Origin of the sequence: Flavobacterium sp. M31R6, from assembly GCF_013284035.1 — a bacterium.
Classification (GTDB): Bacteria; Bacteroidota; Bacteroidia; order Flavobacteriales; family Flavobacteriaceae; genus Flavobacterium.
The window spans coordinates 1,750,510-1,766,634 of the sequence record NZ_CP054141.1 but is presented as its reverse complement, the minus strand read 5'-3'; the positions used below and the strand labels follow the sequence as shown (position 1 = coordinate 1,766,634).

Here is a 16,125-nt window from a genome sequence, read left to right as displayed (position 1 = left end):
AACAAACGATTCAACAGTTAAACGAGTAAACCTTTCTACTTTGGTTTGATTTTTGATACTGATATAAAGCACAAAAGTAAATAATTAAGCACAGTATAAAAAGGGAAATAAAAAATTGTGCATTAATTAAAACATACTATATTTACTATACCTACTAAAAAAACATAAGGAAATGAAAAATATTACAGCTTTTATCGTATTGCTATTTTTAAGTAGCATTGGTTTTGCACAAAGTGGTCCAAAAATCAACATTCTTCAGGCAGAAAATACCGTTGACTATGAAAAAGTGTACAAATCAAGTGACAATGGTGTTCGAAGTTTTACATTTACCAATACAGGTGATGCACCGTTAAACATAACTGGAATTCAATCTACAGCAAGCTGTACGATATTGTACAAACCTGGCCAAGCAATTGCTCCAGGAAAATCAGACCGAATTGATATAAAATACAATATGGTTCCTGGTCCAATACGCAAAACCATTACTTTAGAGACCAATGCGGTAAATTACGAAGAAGGTCGAGTACCATTAAAAATCAAAGGAGAAATACTCACGAACTAAAATAATTTCATCAAAAGCGCTTTAAAAAAAGCGCTTTTTTTATAAAATATCCTGAAGTTGGAAGGCAAATTTTAATATTTGATTGTTTCGTTCTACTTCCAAATAAATCCATTTATCTTCTTCAGATTTAAACATTTCGTTCAGTTTTTGTAATGAATATCGATACGCAGGTGATTTATTAACAGAAATAATAACATCTCCTACCTGCAAGCCAGAATTTGCTGCCGGTGATTTTTTTCGAATATTGGCAATCTCATAAATTGGTTTGAGTTGAAACTTATATTTAAAATCATTGGTTATATTCTTTCCGCTACTATCAAACGTAACACCTCCTGACAGAGGAACCGTTTCCAACTTTACAGTTTCTTGCACCCATTGCAAACCATTATGTTTTATTTCAATACCACTCTTATTGTAGGTAAATGGCTCATTGAAATTGGAATTTTTCTTCAAATACAGTCTTTCATTTTTATAATCAAAAATCACCGAAAAACGCTTTAAAATTTCGCCACCAACAGACCCAACTCGATCTTGAACCATGCGAACACTTTTTATGGAACTGGAATCTGGAAATGCAACAATCGGAGATTTAAAGTCATATTTCTCAAATGAAAACTCAGGAATTCGAGCTCTTTTCCCCTCTATATCACCACTAAAACCTTTGCCTAAAAAATCTTCAAAATTCTTAGTAGGCACTTTAATTAGTTCCGATAAATTTTGAAAAAGCCAGATCGAATCACTGTTTCCTATATCAACTAATAATTTCACATCCACACCACCTTTATCCATAACAACATTACCCTTCAAATAAGGTTTGAATTTCTCAATTGTAATTGGAATTGTGCTAAATTTTTTTTCAAATTTTTTTCTTTTTTCATCGTCATTTTTATAAATAATTACCTTTTTACTGGCGTAATCTAAACGAACCAAATTATCTTTAAAGAATTGGTAGCCAATAATACCATTTACAGGAATCCCAATTTGGGAAGACAGATTGAAACTCTGATCCAAAATAACATAAATAAGCTGATGATGGGATGTCAAACCATTTAATTCCAAAATATTGTTAGTGGTTTTCAAACCTTCGATTGCCTCTTCGCTACCCAAACCTCTCAAGGTTATTTTTTCGGAATTATAAAAATTGACATCTGGATTATCTTCTAAACTAAAAAGAATAGTTTCCTCAACACCGGTATCCAAAAGAAAATTCAACTCTACTCCATTTACTTTTATCGGAATAAAAACCAAATTATTGATTAAAACCAACGGCACGGTAACTTTTTCAATTCCTTTGTCAAATACAAAACCATCCTGGGCAAAAACAGGCATTATTGCTATTAATAAAAGAAAAAATATACATTTTTTTTTCATTTAGTTATATTTCTATATTATTACCCAATTATACAATAATAATGGGCAAAAAACAACAAAATAGATACATTGTTTACAGTGATTTTGAAAAATAAATTGCAAATTTGCACCTCAAATTTTACAATCATGCCTGAAATTTCAATCAGAGGTCGAAGAATGCCGGAATCGCCAATCCGAAAATTGGCTCCTTATGCAGACATAGCTAAAAAACAGGGGCGTAAGGTTTATCATTTAAACATTGGACAACCCGATATAAAAAGCCCCGAAATTGCCATCAAAGCGATAAAAAACATTGATTTAACTATCATCGAATATGGGCCTTCTGCGGGATATGAAAGTTACCGAAAAAAACTAGCCCAATTTTACACCAAACAAGATGTAAAAGTAGACTATGAAGATATAATGATAACTACTGGGGGTTCTGAAGCACTTTTGTTTGCTCTTGGAAGCATCATGGATCCAGGAGATGAAGTCATTATCCCTGAACCTTTTTATGCTAATTATAGTGCTTTTTCGGAAGAATCAAGTGCAAAAGTTGTACCTGTAATTTCTAATATTGAAAGTGGTTTTACACTGCCAACAATTGAAGAATTCGAAAAAGCAATTACGCCAAAAACAAAAGCTATCTTAATTTGCAATCCAAATAATCCAACAGGATATTTATACTCAGAATCTGAGATTAATCAACTGGGAGATTTGGTTAAAAAACATGATTTGTTTTTAATCGCTGACGAAGTATATCGTGAATTCATATATGACGAAAGAGACCATCACTTTTCGGTAATGAACCTACAGGGAATCGAACAAAATGTGATCATGATTGATTCTGTTTCTAAAAGATATAGTATGTGTGGCGCTCGTATCGGTTGTATGGTAACTAAAAATAGGGAAGTTATTGCTGCCGCAATGAAATTTGCACAAGCTCGTTTATGTCCTCCAACAATCGAACAAATTGCTTGCGAAGCTGCAATTGACACCCCTCAAAGTTATTTTGACGAAGTAATAGTTGAATACAAAGAACGAAGAGATATTTTAATTAGCGAATTGAACAAAATTGAAGGCGTAATCGTAAAGACTCCAAAAGCAGCTTTTTATTGTATCGCTCAATTGCCTATTGATAATGCCGATGATTTTGCGCAATGGCTTTTAGAAAAATATGAATTTAATGGTGAAACAGTAATGATAGCTCCCGCTGCAGGATTCTATTCGACTCCGGGTGTAGGTTTAAACCAAGTACGTATTGCTTATGTTTTGAAAAAAGAAGATTTAATCAGTGCAGTTCGAATTTTGAAAGAAGCAATTACGGTTTACAATAAAAAATAAAAATTACCTTATAATTTCAAAAAGGCAATAGCATTCAAATGGTATTGCCTTTTTTGCTTTAATATCGAATTAATCAATCTTTTCATCAATTTTTGCTATAATTAAAACCCGAAACGATAGAAAATGTTTCCTTTTTATTAATTATCTTTACCCCTTAAAAATAGACACTCATAATAATAGTACCTTTTAATGATAAACAACGAAGAATTTCAAGACGAAATAGGAAACAATCATATTAGTACCAATGCCAAAAATCCAGTAAGAGAGGATGCCTTTGCCATTACAGATGAAGAAAAGATTGAAAAAATAAAAAAAGATGTTGAAAACATTCTATTGACATTGGGAATGGATTTGACAGATGACAGCATGAAAGGAACACCCAATCGTGTAGCCAAAATGTTTGTAAAAGAAATATTTGGTGGATTAAATCCTGACAAAAAACCAAAAGCTTCCACTTTTGAAAACAATTACAAATACGGAGAAATGTTAGTTGAAAAAAACATTACACTCTACTCCACTTGTGAACACCATTTATTGCCTATCATCGGAAGAGCGCATGTGGCTTACATTTCGAGCGGAAGAGTAATTGGTCTTTCGAAAATGAATCGTATTGTAGAACATTACGCCAAAAGACCTCAAGTACAAGAACGCTTAACGATGCAAATTGTTCAAGAACTTCAACAAGCCCTTGGTACAGAAGATGTAGCTTGTGTAATTGACGCTAAACATCTTTGCGTGAATTCAAGAGGAATCAAAGATATCGAAAGTAGTACGGTAACTTCTGAATTTGGCGGGAAATTCAAAGACCCACAAACAAAAAGAGAGTTTTTGGACTATATCAAATTAGATACTAAATTCTAAAAAAGTTTATTGTTTTTGGTTTATCGTTTGTTGTTATGGGGAAAATACTAAAATTCGAAGATTTAGAAATATGGAGATTGGCTAGAGAAATCTGCCAAAACATTGAATGACCTAATACAAAACACAAATCTAAAGACAAACTATTCTTTAAAAGATCTAATTGACCGCAGTTCAGGATCCATCATGGATAATATTGCTGAGGGCTTTGAACGAAATGGCAACAAAGAATTTATTCACTTTTTAAGCATTGCAAAAGGTTCTGCTGGAGAAGTAAAATCATAATCTTATCGAGCTTTTGATAAAAAATTGATTTCTGAAGAACAACATTTGAAATTAAATGAAATGGTTGAATTAGAAAAGAACAAGATTGGTTCTATGATGAACTATTTAAACAATTGTGAAATCAAAGGCCTAAAATTCAAATAACAATTTTAGCATAACAATAAACAACAAACAATAAACCAAAATGTCCTTATATAAAAGTCAGACCTTAAAAATATACAATTCTCTTTCGGGAGAAAAAGAAACATTTACACCAATCAACGAAGGAAATGTAGGGATGTATGTATGTGGACCGACGGTTTACAGCAATGTGCATCTAGGAAATGTGAGAACTTTTATGTCTTTTGATGTAATCTTTAGATACTTATTGCATTTGGACTATAAAGTCCGTTATGTTCGTAACATTACGGATGTAGGACATATTGTGGACGATGTGGATGAAGGTGAAGATAAAATTGCCAAAAAAGCACGTTTGGAACAACTCGAACCAATGGAAGTTGTGCAACGCTACACGGTCGATTTTCATGATATTTTGAATGCTTTTAACTTTTTGCCTCCTAGCATTGAACCTACGGCAACGGGACATATTATTGAGCAAATCGAAATCATCAAAACCATTATTGATAAAGGAATTGGTTACGAAGCCAATGGATCGGTTTATTTTGATGTGGTTAAATTCAATGAAACCAATCATTACGGAGTATTAAGCGGTCGTAACATCGAAGATATGCTGGCCAATACCCGTGATCTTGACGGACAATCAGATAAAAGAAACCCACAGGATTTTGCGCTTTGGAAAAAAGCCGAACCCCAACATATTATGCGTTGGCCTTCGCCTTGGAGCGATGGTTTTCCGGGTTGGCACCTAGAATGTACTGCGATGAGTACTAAATATTTGGGCAACCATTTTGATATTCACGGAGGTGGAATGGATTTAAAATTCCCACACCATGAATGTGAAATTGCACAAAATGAAGCTTGTACTGGACATACTCCCGTAAATTACTGGATGCATGCTAATATGCTTACTTTGAATGGCAAAAAAATGGCCAAATCTACTGGAAACAATATTTTACCTGGAGAGATTTTAACTGGAGATAATGCTTTTTTGAGCAAAGCTTTTTCAGCATCGGTAGCACGTTTTTTTATGTTACAGGCTCACTACAGAAGCATTCTTGATTTCTCTGACGAAGCAATTATTGCAGCCGAAAAAGGATATAAAAGATTGATGGAAGCGATGGAATCTTTAAAAAGTATTTCTGCAAGCGCAAGTAGCTCAATTGATATCGCAAGTTGGAAACAATTGTGTTATGATGCTATGAATGACGATTTCAATTCACCAATTCTTATTGCACAATTATTTGAAGGAGTTCGTTTTATTAATTTATTAAAAGACGAAAAAGAAACTTTAAACACTGCCGATTTAAAATTATTCACTACAACTATGCAAGCTTTTGTATTTGATGTTTTGGGATTGGAAGAAGAAAAAGCTAATGGTAATACTGATAAATTAGAAGGTGTCGTAAATATGCTTATTGGTATGCGCAAACAGGCTAGAGACAATAAAGATTTTGCATTGTCAGATCAAATTCGTGATCAATTAATCGCTTTGGGTATTCAATTGAAAGACGGGAAAGAAGGCACTAGTTTTAGTATAAATTGATTTTAGATTGTTGAATAACGATTTTTGACTTCAGATTTCACAGCTAATCTCAAATCGTTAATCTTAAATCGTTAATCTTAAATCGTTAATCTTAAATCAAACTCCATGAAATTCCTAACAGCTCCATTCATTTTACTCGTACGGTTTTATCAGGGAGCCATCTCCCCTTTTACTCCCGCTGCTTGCCGATTTGAACCGACTTGTTCCACATATATGATTCAGGCTTTACAAATTCACGGATTGTTTTATGGAGGATATTTAGGAATAAAAAGAATTTTGAGCTGTCATCCTTGGGGCAGAAGAGGTTATGACCCTGTTCCAGAGAAAAAATGCAGTCACACTCACTAAAAAAGAAAAATTCATATGTAGCTAATATTGTTTATGTTGGAATATGTAATTGCTTCGCCAATTCGCTATCGCTCGGGTCGCAAATCCGCATTAGTATTTGCGACCAATTTATACTCTAGCTCATTTCTTACCTTTTAATTAACACAATCAATCAAATCAAAATAGTATTTTCACAAAAAATAAAAAATAAATGACACACACTTTAAACATTGTATGGAATCCTTCCGAAGGTATTGATTTAGGTTTTTTCATTATTCGCTTTTACAGTTTGATGTTTGTAATCGCTTTTGGACTGGGCTGGTACATCATGAAACATATTTTCAAAAGAGAAAATATTGCCATAGACAAGTTAGACTCTTTATTTGTTTGGACCGTACTAGCAACATTAGTTGGTGCACGTTTGGGACACGTTTTCTTTTATGATTGGGAATACTACAGAAACAATTTAGCTGAAATCATTTTACCCTTCCGATTTAGCCCTAAATTTCAATTTACAGGATACCAAGGATTAGCCAGTCATGGAGCAGCAATTTCTATCATCATTGCGATGTATTTCTTTAGTAAAAAAGTCCTTCAAAAACCATTACTATGGATATTAGACAGAGTAGTTATTCCAGTTGCCAGTGGAGCAATTTTTGTGAGATTGGGGAATTTTTTCAATTCGGAAATTGTCGGTAAAGAAACAACTTCTTCTTTTGGGATTCGCTTTGTGAGAGATCAATTTACTCCAAGAGAAGCTGTCAATGCGACTCAACTTCCTACGCCAAAAGAAGCTTACAATGCAATTGCCACCAATCCTCAATACGCCAACTTATTAGAACAAGTTCCCGCCAAACATCCAGCCCAATTATACGAAGCTTTTTGCTACATATTTGTATTTGCGGCATTGTTTTTCCTTTATTGGAAAACGGATGCCAGAAAAAAATCAGGCTTTTTATTTGGTTTGTTTCTAGTACTTTTATTCACGGTTCGTATCATAGTCGAATCAGTAAAAGAAAGCCAAGGAGGTTTCGAAAGTGATTTAGGAAACATATTATCAACTGGACAATGGTTAAGTATTCCGTTTATAATAGTGGGATTGTATTTTGTAATTACAGCAAAAAAAACAAATGAAATATAAATTGAATTTTATTTAATTTAAAAATAGCCACTCAATTTTCAGTGGCTATTTTTTTGATTATCCAATTCTTGAAGTTGTAAAAACTGTTATTTTTTCTTCTAAAAAAAGTTCAGAAGTCTGAATAAATTTCAACAAATATGATTGCTTATTATGTAAATCCAGTCCTTCTTTATTTTTCCAAACTTCGTGAAGAATAAAGACATTCGGATCTTCTATATTTTGATGCAAATCAGATTGAAGACAGGTAGCTTCTTTTTTAGAATTCTTCGTTAAATCCACCAAGATTGCCTTCAATTCTTCTCTATACTCTGATTTACTTTTGATAATTACTGTCAAATTTATTTTCATATGCAACTAATACTGTTTATGTTGGAATATGTAATTCGCATATCTTCATTTGCGTTTAAGACAAACCTTAAGTCATGCTCATTTCATAATTAGTTCAAAAATAATTGAGTCAAATGATTTCTATACATTTCTAAATCACTATCAACATTAGCCCCTTTCATAACATCATGAAAATGTAAGCTTTCTAAAGGTTTCATCCCAGTAAAAGCATTCATTCTATGAAATCCAAATAAAGGTCCGTTGTCTACACTTGTTTCCCCAAAGAATTCACCTGGTAATGTAAAAGCCTCTTTCGGTGCATTCCATGAACTGGTCACCATATATTTCTTTCCATGTAACATCCCACCCGTTCCGTAATTTATAGCCGGATTTTTAGAAGACCTCCCGTCACTTTTATAAATGCCATTATTATGTCCTTCGGTAAATACTACGTCTATATATTTTTTGAAAGCGTGTGGTAATTGGAACCACCAAATCGGCGTATGATAAATAATTACATCGGCCCAAACAAATTTATCCACTTCTTGAGCCGGATCATACTCATCGTTTACATCAGTACTTTTTACTTCAAAATCTTTGTGATTTATAAAAAAATCAGCGGTTGCATTTGCTATTGTTTGATTAAACTTTCCACCTGAATGTCCGAACTTTTGTCCCCCATTTATTATGAATATCTTTTTCATATGTATTTGTTTATTGTTTTTTTATTGATCATATGTAATTCGCATATCTTCATTGGTGTTTACGACCAATTTACGGTCACGCTCATTTCATATTGTTTTATATTAATTTGATAGTGCAAATTTACAACCCTTATCATTATTATTAAAATAACATAATTCATACCTTTGTATCATAATTATAATACTTGACGAAATGGTAAATCTAGAATGGTATAGAACTTTCAAATATATTTACAAAACCGGAACCTTAACAGGTGCCGCCGACGCATTGTTTATTTCACAACCTGGTGTTAGTTTACATTTAAGCTCACTCGAAAGTTATGTTGGTTATAAATTATTCGACAGAACCAGTAGAAAAATGATTCCTACCGAAAAAGGGAAAGTGCTCTATAATTTTATAACAGATGCATTATCTAAATTAGAAGAGGCAGAGAAAAATTTCCAGCGAAGCACAGAAAAAAATACACCAACCATTAGTATCGGAATGTGTTTTGAAACCTTTCAGATTACTTTAGAACCCTATTTGGCAACTTTTCCGTTTAATGTGATTATTCAATTTGGAGAATATCCAGAAATGATTGAAAACCTGGATAAAGGAATTTTAGATTTAATCATTACTCCGCAAATGATTGTTAAGAACACTATCGAATATCAAGGCTTTTCTTCAGAAACAATTGTTCTAATTGGTGGCAATGAAACAGATTCCGATGCCTTTAACTCTTTGAAAAAGCAAAATGACCTAGAAGCAATAGAATTTTGGCTAAAACAACAAAAATGGTATGGAACTACTGGAGACATGGAACATTTAAGACGCTTTTGGCAACTTAATTTCAATAAACATGCAGATTTCAGACCAAACTATATTGTTCCAAATTTAAACTCTATAGTACGTTGTTTAAGCAACAGTAGTGGATTGGCAGTAATTCCGGATTTCTTGTGCAAAACAGAACTGGAAAGCGGCAAAATAAAGCTTTTGTGGGAAGGAAAAACTCCTTTAGAGAATACTCTCTATTTTGCTAACAAAAAGAAAACAATTTACACAGATGAAATACAATTAATAAAAGACACTTTCATGAAAATAATGTAGCAATTTTTAAACACAAATATTTACACACTAATCCAAAAAAAAAGATTCAACTTACGTTGAATCTTTTTTATAAATATATGTTGCTAATTACTAGCTTTCTTGGTGTTTAACCTCAACATTATGTTTCTCATCTTTAGAAATGGTATCAACCAATACTGGAGTTGCAATAAACAATGAAGAATAAGTACCAATTATAATACCAATAAGCATTGCAAAGATAAATCCTCTAATAGATTCTCCTCCAAAAATAAACATGATTAACAATACAAAGATCATTGTCAACGAAGTATTGATTGTTCTTGACATTGTAGAGTTAATAGATTTGTTTACAATTTCAGAGAATGAACCTTTTGTTTTACCATCCAAGAACTCACGTACCCTGTCGTATACAATTACGGTATCATTCATAGAGTAACCAATAACCGTCAAGATAGCCGCAATAAAGTGCTGATCAATCTCCATACCAAAAGGCATATATTTCCAAAGCAATGAATACACTCCTAATACGAAGATAACGTCATGCGCTACCGCTGCAATAGCACCTAAACTATATTGCCATTTTCTGAAACTGATTACTAGATATAAACCTACAATTAGCATTGCTCCTAATACGGCCCAGTAAGCATTTGTTTTAATATCTTCAGCTACTGTTGGTCCAACTTTAGATGCTTGTACAACACCTAATCTTTTACCTTCATAAGCATTTATAAATTTATCGTAAGTCATATCTGCACCATAATGCTTTTTCAAACTTGCAAATAATTTTTTATTTACATCTTCGTCCGCAGCACTACCAGTCTCCTGTATCTTATACTTAGTTGTGATTTTTAACTGATTGTCTTCACCAAAAATCTTAACCTCGGCACTACCAAATACAGTAGTCAACTCATCTTTAACCTCCTCAGGTTTCATTGATTTATCGAAACGAACTTGGAAAGTTCTTCCTCCAACAAAATCGACACCTTGATCAAAACCGTGAGTTGCAATAGATGCAATACTTACAATAGTTACAACAATAGAGAAAAGGTAAGTCCATTTTTTTATTCCAAGGAAATCAAAATGGAAGTTAGTAAAGAAATTTTTAGAAAATTTAGTCACAAAAGATAAATCATTTTTACCAGCAATATTTCTGTCTATAAAAATTCTAGCAATAAAGATAGAAGTAAACAAAGAGGTAATAATACCGATTAATAAAGTAGTAGCAAATCCTTTGATTGGTCCAGATCCAAAAATAAACAATACAGCACCAGTCAAGATGTGCGTTACGTTTGCATCAACGATAGAACGCATTGCACCTGTCCAACTATAAGAAGCTTTAACAGCCTCATCCAAAGTTTTACCGGACCTTAATTCCTCTTTCGCTCTTTCATAAATAATGATATTCGCATCAACCGCAGTACCCATCGTTAAAACGATACCTGCAATACCTGGCAGTGTAAGTACAGCACCTAAGCTTGCCAAAATACCAAACATAAACAATAAGTTGACTGCTAAAGCAATATTTGCATACCAACCTGCTTTACCATAATAGATCATCATCCAAAGAGATACCAAAAGCAATCCAATTACTGCAGAATTAGTACCATTATCAATAGCTTCCTGACCTAAGGATGGTCCTACAACTTCAGACTGAATTATTTCAGCAGCAGCCGGTAATTTACCTGCTCTTAATACATTCGCTAAATCTTTAGTTTCCGTAACATCAAACTGTCCTGAAATCTCAGATCTACCACCTGCAATCGGTCCACTTGAAACACCTGGTGCAGAATATACAATATCATCAAGGACGATAGCAATATTACTTTTTTGAGTATAAGCTCTTCCTGTTAATTCTTCCCACTCTTTGGCTCCTACGTTATTCATTTGCATAGAAACAGCAGGCTTTCCTAATTGATCAAAAGTATCACTAGCGTCAGTTACAACACCACCACCCATTGAAGCAACATTATCTCTGTTACCTTTTAAAGCATACAACTCAACAACTTCAACCTCTTTTTCTTTTGCATCCTTAATTGTAGTTGGTTTTCCCCATACAAATTTCGCATAACGTTGTTCGCCTGCCAGTAAAACTCTGATATCAGCTCTTTTGAAGTAAGAATTGATTGTAGCAGTATCTTTTGGAGAGAAAAGACCTAAAACTGGTCCACCACCTTGAGCTACAATTTTATCAATGATAGGGTTATTTCCTTTTTTAGTTGCAGTAGAATCTTTTCCATCAGTCAATAAAGCACTTAATGAATCTTTTGCAACAGTTTTAGTTTCAACTTTAGCAATTTCAGTTTTTTTCAAAGCCTCGTTAGCAGCCATGATGAAATTACCAATTTCTTCAACTTTATAAGTTTCCCAAAACTCTAATTGAGCAGTACTTTGCAATAATTTTTTGATTCTATCAATATCTTTAGCCCCTGGAAGCTCTACAAGAATTTGTCCAGACTCACCTAGTTTTTGAATATTAGGCTGTGTTACACCGAATTTATCGATACGTTTTCTCAATACACCAAAAGCACTTTCAACAGATTCATCAACTTTTCTTTTGATTACTTTCTGAACTTGAGCATCTGTCATTTGAAAAGTTACTCCACCTTCACCTTGCAAACTTCTGTTCGCAAAAATATCAGGTGACGCCAATTTCACTGATCCTTTAGAATTAGCTTCAAAAGCTTCAAAAAATGCATCAATATAAGCTTGATTTCCTTTTTTATTTGCAGTGGCATCCGCCAAAGATTTATTAAAAACTGGATTTTTCGAATTATTTGATAATCCTTTCAAAATGTCTTTAACAGAGATTTGAAGAGTCACATTGATTCCTCCTTCTAAGTCAAGTCCTTTGTTGATTTGTTTATCTTTTACTTCATTGAATGTAAAATCAGTAAAACCTAAGCTAAACACTTTTTCTTTACCAATTGAATCCAAATATTTTACTTCTTTCTCTGGGTTTCCGCCAGCAAAAGATTTTGCATCACTTTTAACTTTGCTTGAAACAAAAGTGAAAGAAAGTTGGTAAATACTTACCAATGCAAATAGAATTGCGAAAAATTTAATAAGTCCTTTATTCTGCATTATTACTAAAAATTAATTATTTTTTATTTATTATTTTTGTTTTAAACCCTATAAAATAAGCCATTACGTCATTTTTGAAAAACAAAAAAGAACTGCACGATTTATATCATTTTTTTTAAACCGAGCAAATATATAATTAACGGAAAGATTAACCAATTTATTTATTAATTAAAATCAAAAAAAAGACTGCAGAAATTGCAGCCTTCTTTTTTTATACGTAAATTATTATGCCAAAACAGTTTTCAAATCAGCATTCATGCTTCTTACAGCCTCTGCACTTTTTGCGAAAGCAGCTTTTTCAGCATCATTTAATTTAATATCAACTATTTGCTCAATTCCATTTTTTCCTATAATACAAGGTACACCGATACAAATATCACTTTGTCCGTATTCACCATCCAACATAACTGAACAAGCAATCATTTTCTTTTGGTCATTCAAAATACTATCTACCAAATAAGCAACAGAAGCTCCAGGAGCATACCAAGCTGAAGTCCCCAACAAACCTGTTAGTGTAGCACCACCTACCATAGTGGCAGCAGCAACTTTTTCTAACTCTTCTTGAGATAAGAATTCAGAAACCGGAATACCATTATAAGCAGCCAATCTTGTCAAAGGAATCATAGTAGTATCACCATGCCCACCAATAACCATAGCCGAAATATCATTAGATGGTTTATCCAATGCTTTAGCCAAATAATATCTAAAACGAGAGCTATCCAAAGCTCCACCCATTCCGATAATTCTATTTTTTGGCAATCCAGTAGCTTTCAATGCCAAATAAGTCATTGTATCCATTGGATTAGACACTACTACTACAATACAATTTGGTGAATGTGCCAATACATTCTCTGCAACAGTTTTAACAATTCCAGCATTGATTCCAATCAACTCTTCTCTAGTCATTCCTGGTTTTCTAGGAATTCCTGAAGTAATCACAACAACATCGCTGTTTGCTGTTTTAGAATAATCATTAGTAACCCCTGAAACATTGGTGTTAAAACCAGTATTTGTAGCACATTGCATGATATCCATAGCTTTACCCTCGGCAAAACCTTCTTTAATATCCAATAATACTACTTCACTTGCAATTCCTCTATAAGAAATTGAATCTGCACAGGATGCTCCCACATTCCCTGCTCCTACAATGGTAACTTTCATTTTTTATTTGTTTTTTATTAATTTCAAACCAAAAAATAAAAATACAGTTACTCTAAAAACTACGCATCGATATTTGCGTAAACTGCATTTTTCTCGATAAACTCTCTTCTTGGTGGCACTTCATCTCCCATTAACATTGAAAAAACTCTATCTGCTTCTACCAAACTGTCTATTGTAACCTGTCTTAATGTTCTAAAACCTGGATCCATCGTAGTTTCCCACAACTGCTCCGCGTTCATCTCTCCAAGACCTTTATATCGTTGAATAGCTGCACTTCCACCCATTCTTTCATTCGCTTGATCACGTTGAACATCTGTCCAAGCATATTCTTTTTTATTTCCTTTTTTAACCAAATACAAAGGAGGTGCCGCAATATAAACGTGCCCTTCTTCAATTAGTTCTTTCATGAAACGGAAAAAGAATGTCAAAATTAAAGTAGCGATATGACTACCATCCACATCGGCATCACACATGATGATTACTTTGTGGTAACGCAATTTCGAAATATTCAAAGCTTTACTATCCTCTTCGGTACCAACAGTTACCCCAAGTGCCGTAAAAATATTTCGAATCTCTTCATTTTCAAACACTTTGTGGTGCATTGCTTTTTCCACATTCAGAATCTTACCTCTCAAAGGTAAAATCGCCTGGAAAGCACGGTCGCGGCCTTGTTTTGCCGTTCCCCCTGCCGAATCTCCCTCGACAAGATACACTTCACATTTTGCTGGATCTTGCTCAGAACAATCTGATAATTTTCCTGGCAATCCACCGCCACCCATAACGGTTTTACGTTGTACCATTTCACGCGCTTTTTTGGCTGCGTGACGTGCTTGGGCTGCAAGTATAACTTTTTGAACAATAATTCGAGCATCATTTGGATTTTCTTCCAAATAATTTTCAATCATTTCGCTCACCGCCTGACTTACCGGAGAAACTACTTCGCGATTTCCAAGCTTAGTTTTGGTTTGACCCTCAAACTGAGGCTCAGCCACTTTTACCGAAATAATAGCAGTAAGACCTTCACGGAAATCATCTCCAGCGATATCAAACTTCAATTTATCCAACATTCCGGAAGCATCCGCATATTTCTTCAATGATCTTGTAAGACCAGTTCTAAAACCTTGCAAGTGTGTTCCTCCTTCGTGTGTATTGATATTATTTACATAAGAAAAAATATTCTCAGAGTAACTTGTGTTATAAATCAAAGCTACTTCAACAGGAATTTCTCCTTTTTCATTATCCATAGAAATTACGTGTGCAATAATCGGCTCACGATTTCCATCTAAATATCGAATATATTCTTTTAATCCTTCAGAAGAATGAAAAATTTCTGAAACAAAATTTCCGTCTTTATCTTTTTCCCTTTTATCTGTGAATGTAATAGTGATTCCTTTATTCAAAAAGGACAACTCACGCATACGAGCAGACAAAGTATCATATGAATACTCGATTGTTTGGGTAAAAATGGAAGGATCTGGGTAAAAAGTAACGATTGTACCTCTTTTGGTAGTTTCTCCAATTTGTTTTACCGGATAAAGCGCTTTTCCTTTTTCGTATTCCTGTTCGTATACTTTTCCGTCACTGCTATGAACCGTTGCGCGTAAATGATTTGACAATGCATTTACAACTGACACCCCAACACCGTGAAGACCTCCAGAAACTTTATAAGAATCTTTATCAAATTTACCTCCTGCACCAATTTTGGTCATTACAACCTCTAATGCAGAGACACCTTCTTTTTTGTGAATACCAACTGGAATTCCACGTCCGTTGTCTTCAACAGAAATGGAACCATCTTCATTGATATCAACTCGTATCGTATCACAATGGCCTCCCATTGCCTCATCGATAGAGTTATCTACTACTTCATAAACTAAATGATGTAACCCTCTTACACCTACATCTCCAATGTACATCGATGGACGCATTCTCACGTGCTCCATTCCTTCTAAAGCTTGGATACTGTCTGCTGAATAATTGTCCTTCTTGATTTCTTCGCTCATATAATTTAATCTAAAAAAATGTGTTTTTCGTCTAACAAGCAAATATATAAAAATGTAACCTATATAAGTGTTTTATTCCAATTTTAAGAGGCTAAGTTATTAACAAAAGATGTCAATTTCAATGATATAAATCAGTTTCAATGCAATAATCAAAAATTTAGTTTCAATATCAATAACAATGGCGAAAAATCAATTGTAACAACAAGTAAAAAAAGAAAAGTGCAAATAGTACTGAATACCCAATAAATTGCAT

13 protein-coding genes and 1 pseudogene are annotated in these 16,125 nt (G+C 33.6%); 8 read left to right on the top strand and 6 right to left on the bottom strand.

Annotated elements, in window-relative coordinates; translation table 11 throughout:
- The first annotated feature begins 172 nt into the window (after positions 1-172).
- Positions 173-562 carry a DUF1573 domain-containing protein gene (locus tag HQN62_RS07220; protein WP_173503852.1) on the top strand — a complete coding sequence of 130 codons (390 nt, stop codon included), beginning with the start codon at positions 173-175 and terminating at the stop codon, positions 560-562.
- Between the two features lie 39 nt (positions 563-601).
- Here HQN62_RS07220 and HQN62_RS07215 read toward each other — a convergent pair whose 3' ends face one another.
- Positions 602-1,933 carry a PDZ domain-containing protein gene (locus HQN62_RS07215; RefSeq protein ID WP_173503851.1) on the bottom strand — a complete coding sequence of 444 codons (1,332 nt, stop codon included), beginning with the start codon at positions 1,931-1,933 and terminating at the stop codon, positions 602-604.
- Positions 1,934-2,059: 126 nt separating this feature from the next.
- Here HQN62_RS07215 and HQN62_RS07210 point away from each other — a divergent pair, with 126 nt between their 5' ends.
- The 6 genes and pseudogenes from HQN62_RS07210 (at position 2,060) to lgt (ending at position 7,530) form a co-directional block, all read left to right on the top strand.
- Complete coding sequence (locus tag HQN62_RS07210; RefSeq protein ID WP_173503850.1) at positions 2,060-3,256, top strand: pyridoxal phosphate-dependent aminotransferase; 1,197 nt, start codon at positions 2,060-2,062, stop codon at positions 3,254-3,256.
- 189 nt (positions 3,257-3,445) lie between these two features.
- Positions 3,446-4,117 (top strand): GTP cyclohydrolase I FolE, encoded by a 672-nt coding sequence (gene folE, locus HQN62_RS07205; protein ID WP_116795821.1) that lies wholly within the window; start codon positions 3,446-3,448, stop codon positions 4,115-4,117.
- 35 nt (positions 4,118-4,152) lie between these two features.
- Positions 4,153-4,543: pseudogene (locus tag HQN62_RS07200) on the top strand (four helix bundle protein).
- 40 nt (positions 4,544-4,583) lie between these two features.
- Positions 4,584-6,062: a cysteine--tRNA ligase gene (cysS, locus tag HQN62_RS07195; protein ID WP_173503849.1), complete on the top strand. Its 1,479-nt coding sequence runs from the start codon at positions 4,584-4,586 to the stop codon at positions 6,060-6,062.
- Between the two features lie 105 nt (positions 6,063-6,167).
- Positions 6,168-6,410: a membrane protein insertion efficiency factor YidD gene (gene yidD / locus HQN62_RS07190; protein ID WP_173503848.1), complete on the top strand. Its 243-nt coding sequence runs from the start codon at positions 6,168-6,170 to the stop codon at positions 6,408-6,410.
- A gap of 190 nt (positions 6,411-6,600) precedes the next feature.
- Positions 6,601-7,530, top strand: a complete 930-nt coding sequence (lgt, locus tag HQN62_RS07185) for a prolipoprotein diacylglyceryl transferase (RefSeq protein ID WP_173503847.1) — start codon at positions 6,601-6,603, stop codon at positions 7,528-7,530.
- A 57-nt stretch (positions 7,531-7,587) separates the two neighbouring features.
- Here lgt and HQN62_RS07180 read toward each other — a convergent pair whose 3' ends face one another.
- Both HQN62_RS07180 and HQN62_RS07175 read right to left on the bottom strand, forming a co-directional pair.
- On the bottom strand, positions 7,588-7,866 hold the full coding sequence (locus HQN62_RS07180) for a putative quinol monooxygenase (protein ID WP_217362508.1): 279 nt from the start codon (positions 7,864-7,866) through the stop codon (positions 7,588-7,590).
- A 101-nt stretch (positions 7,867-7,967) separates the two neighbouring features.
- Positions 7,968-8,561, bottom strand: coding sequence for an NAD(P)H-dependent oxidoreductase (locus HQN62_RS07175; RefSeq protein ID WP_116795826.1), 594 nt, complete (start codon positions 8,559-8,561; stop codon positions 7,968-7,970).
- A gap of 193 nt (positions 8,562-8,754) precedes the next feature.
- On the opposite strand from HQN62_RS07175, the gene HQN62_RS07170 reads away from it, so the two are divergent.
- Positions 8,755-9,648: a LysR family transcriptional regulator gene (locus HQN62_RS07170; protein ID WP_173503845.1), complete on the top strand. Its 894-nt coding sequence runs from the start codon at positions 8,755-8,757 to the stop codon at positions 9,646-9,648.
- A gap of 90 nt (positions 9,649-9,738) precedes the next feature.
- Here the strand turns inward: HQN62_RS07170 and secDF are convergent, their stop codons facing one another.
- The 3 genes from secDF to gyrB all read right to left on the bottom strand — a co-directional run bounded on the left by secDF (position 9,739) and on the right by gyrB (position 15,872).
- Complete coding sequence (secDF, locus tag HQN62_RS07165; protein ID WP_173503844.1) at positions 9,739-12,708, bottom strand: protein translocase subunit SecDF; 2,970 nt, start codon at positions 12,706-12,708, stop codon at positions 9,739-9,741.
- Between the two features lie 225 nt (positions 12,709-12,933).
- Positions 12,934-13,869: a malate dehydrogenase gene (locus HQN62_RS07160; protein WP_173503843.1), complete on the bottom strand. Its 936-nt coding sequence runs from the start codon at positions 13,867-13,869 to the stop codon at positions 12,934-12,936.
- 59 nt (positions 13,870-13,928) lie between these two features.
- On the bottom strand, positions 13,929-15,872 hold the full coding sequence (gene gyrB / locus HQN62_RS07155) for a DNA topoisomerase (ATP-hydrolyzing) subunit B (protein ID WP_116795830.1): 1,944 nt from the start codon (positions 15,870-15,872) through the stop codon (positions 13,929-13,931).
- Positions 15,873-16,125: the final 253 nt, after the last annotated feature.

Coding starts and splice junctions, on each gene's coding strand:
- folE (WP_116795821.1), top strand. CDS start 3,446: ATGATAAACAACGAAGAATTTCAAGACGAAATAGGAAACAATCATATT.
- HQN62_RS07170 (WP_173503845.1), top strand. CDS start 8,755: ATGGTAAATCTAGAATGGTATAGAACTTTCAAATATATTTACAAAACC.
- HQN62_RS07160 (WP_173503843.1), bottom strand. CDS start 13,869: ATGAAAGTTACCATTGTAGGAGCAGGGAATGTGGGAGCATCCTGTGCA.
- HQN62_RS07215 (WP_173503851.1), bottom strand. CDS start 1,933: ATGAAAAAAAAATGTATATTTTTTCTTTTATTAATAGCAATAATGCCT.
- HQN62_RS07210 (WP_173503850.1), top strand. CDS start 2,060: ATGCCTGAAATTTCAATCAGAGGTCGAAGAATGCCGGAATCGCCAATC.
- yidD (WP_173503848.1), top strand. CDS start 6,168: ATGAAATTCCTAACAGCTCCATTCATTTTACTCGTACGGTTTTATCAG.
- HQN62_RS07175 (WP_116795826.1), bottom strand. CDS start 8,561: ATGAAAAAGATATTCATAATAAATGGGGGACAAAAGTTCGGACATTCA.
- secDF (WP_173503844.1), bottom strand. CDS start 12,708: ATGCAGAATAAAGGACTTATTAAATTTTTCGCAATTCTATTTGCATTG.
- gyrB (WP_116795830.1), bottom strand. CDS start 15,872: ATGAGCGAAGAAATCAAGAAGGACAATTATTCAGCAGACAGTATCCAA.
- lgt (WP_173503847.1), top strand. CDS start 6,601: ATGACACACACTTTAAACATTGTATGGAATCCTTCCGAAGGTATTGAT.
- cysS (WP_173503849.1), top strand. CDS start 4,584: ATGTCCTTATATAAAAGTCAGACCTTAAAAATATACAATTCTCTTTCG.
- HQN62_RS07220 (WP_173503852.1), top strand. CDS start 173: ATGAAAAATATTACAGCTTTTATCGTATTGCTATTTTTAAGTAGCATT.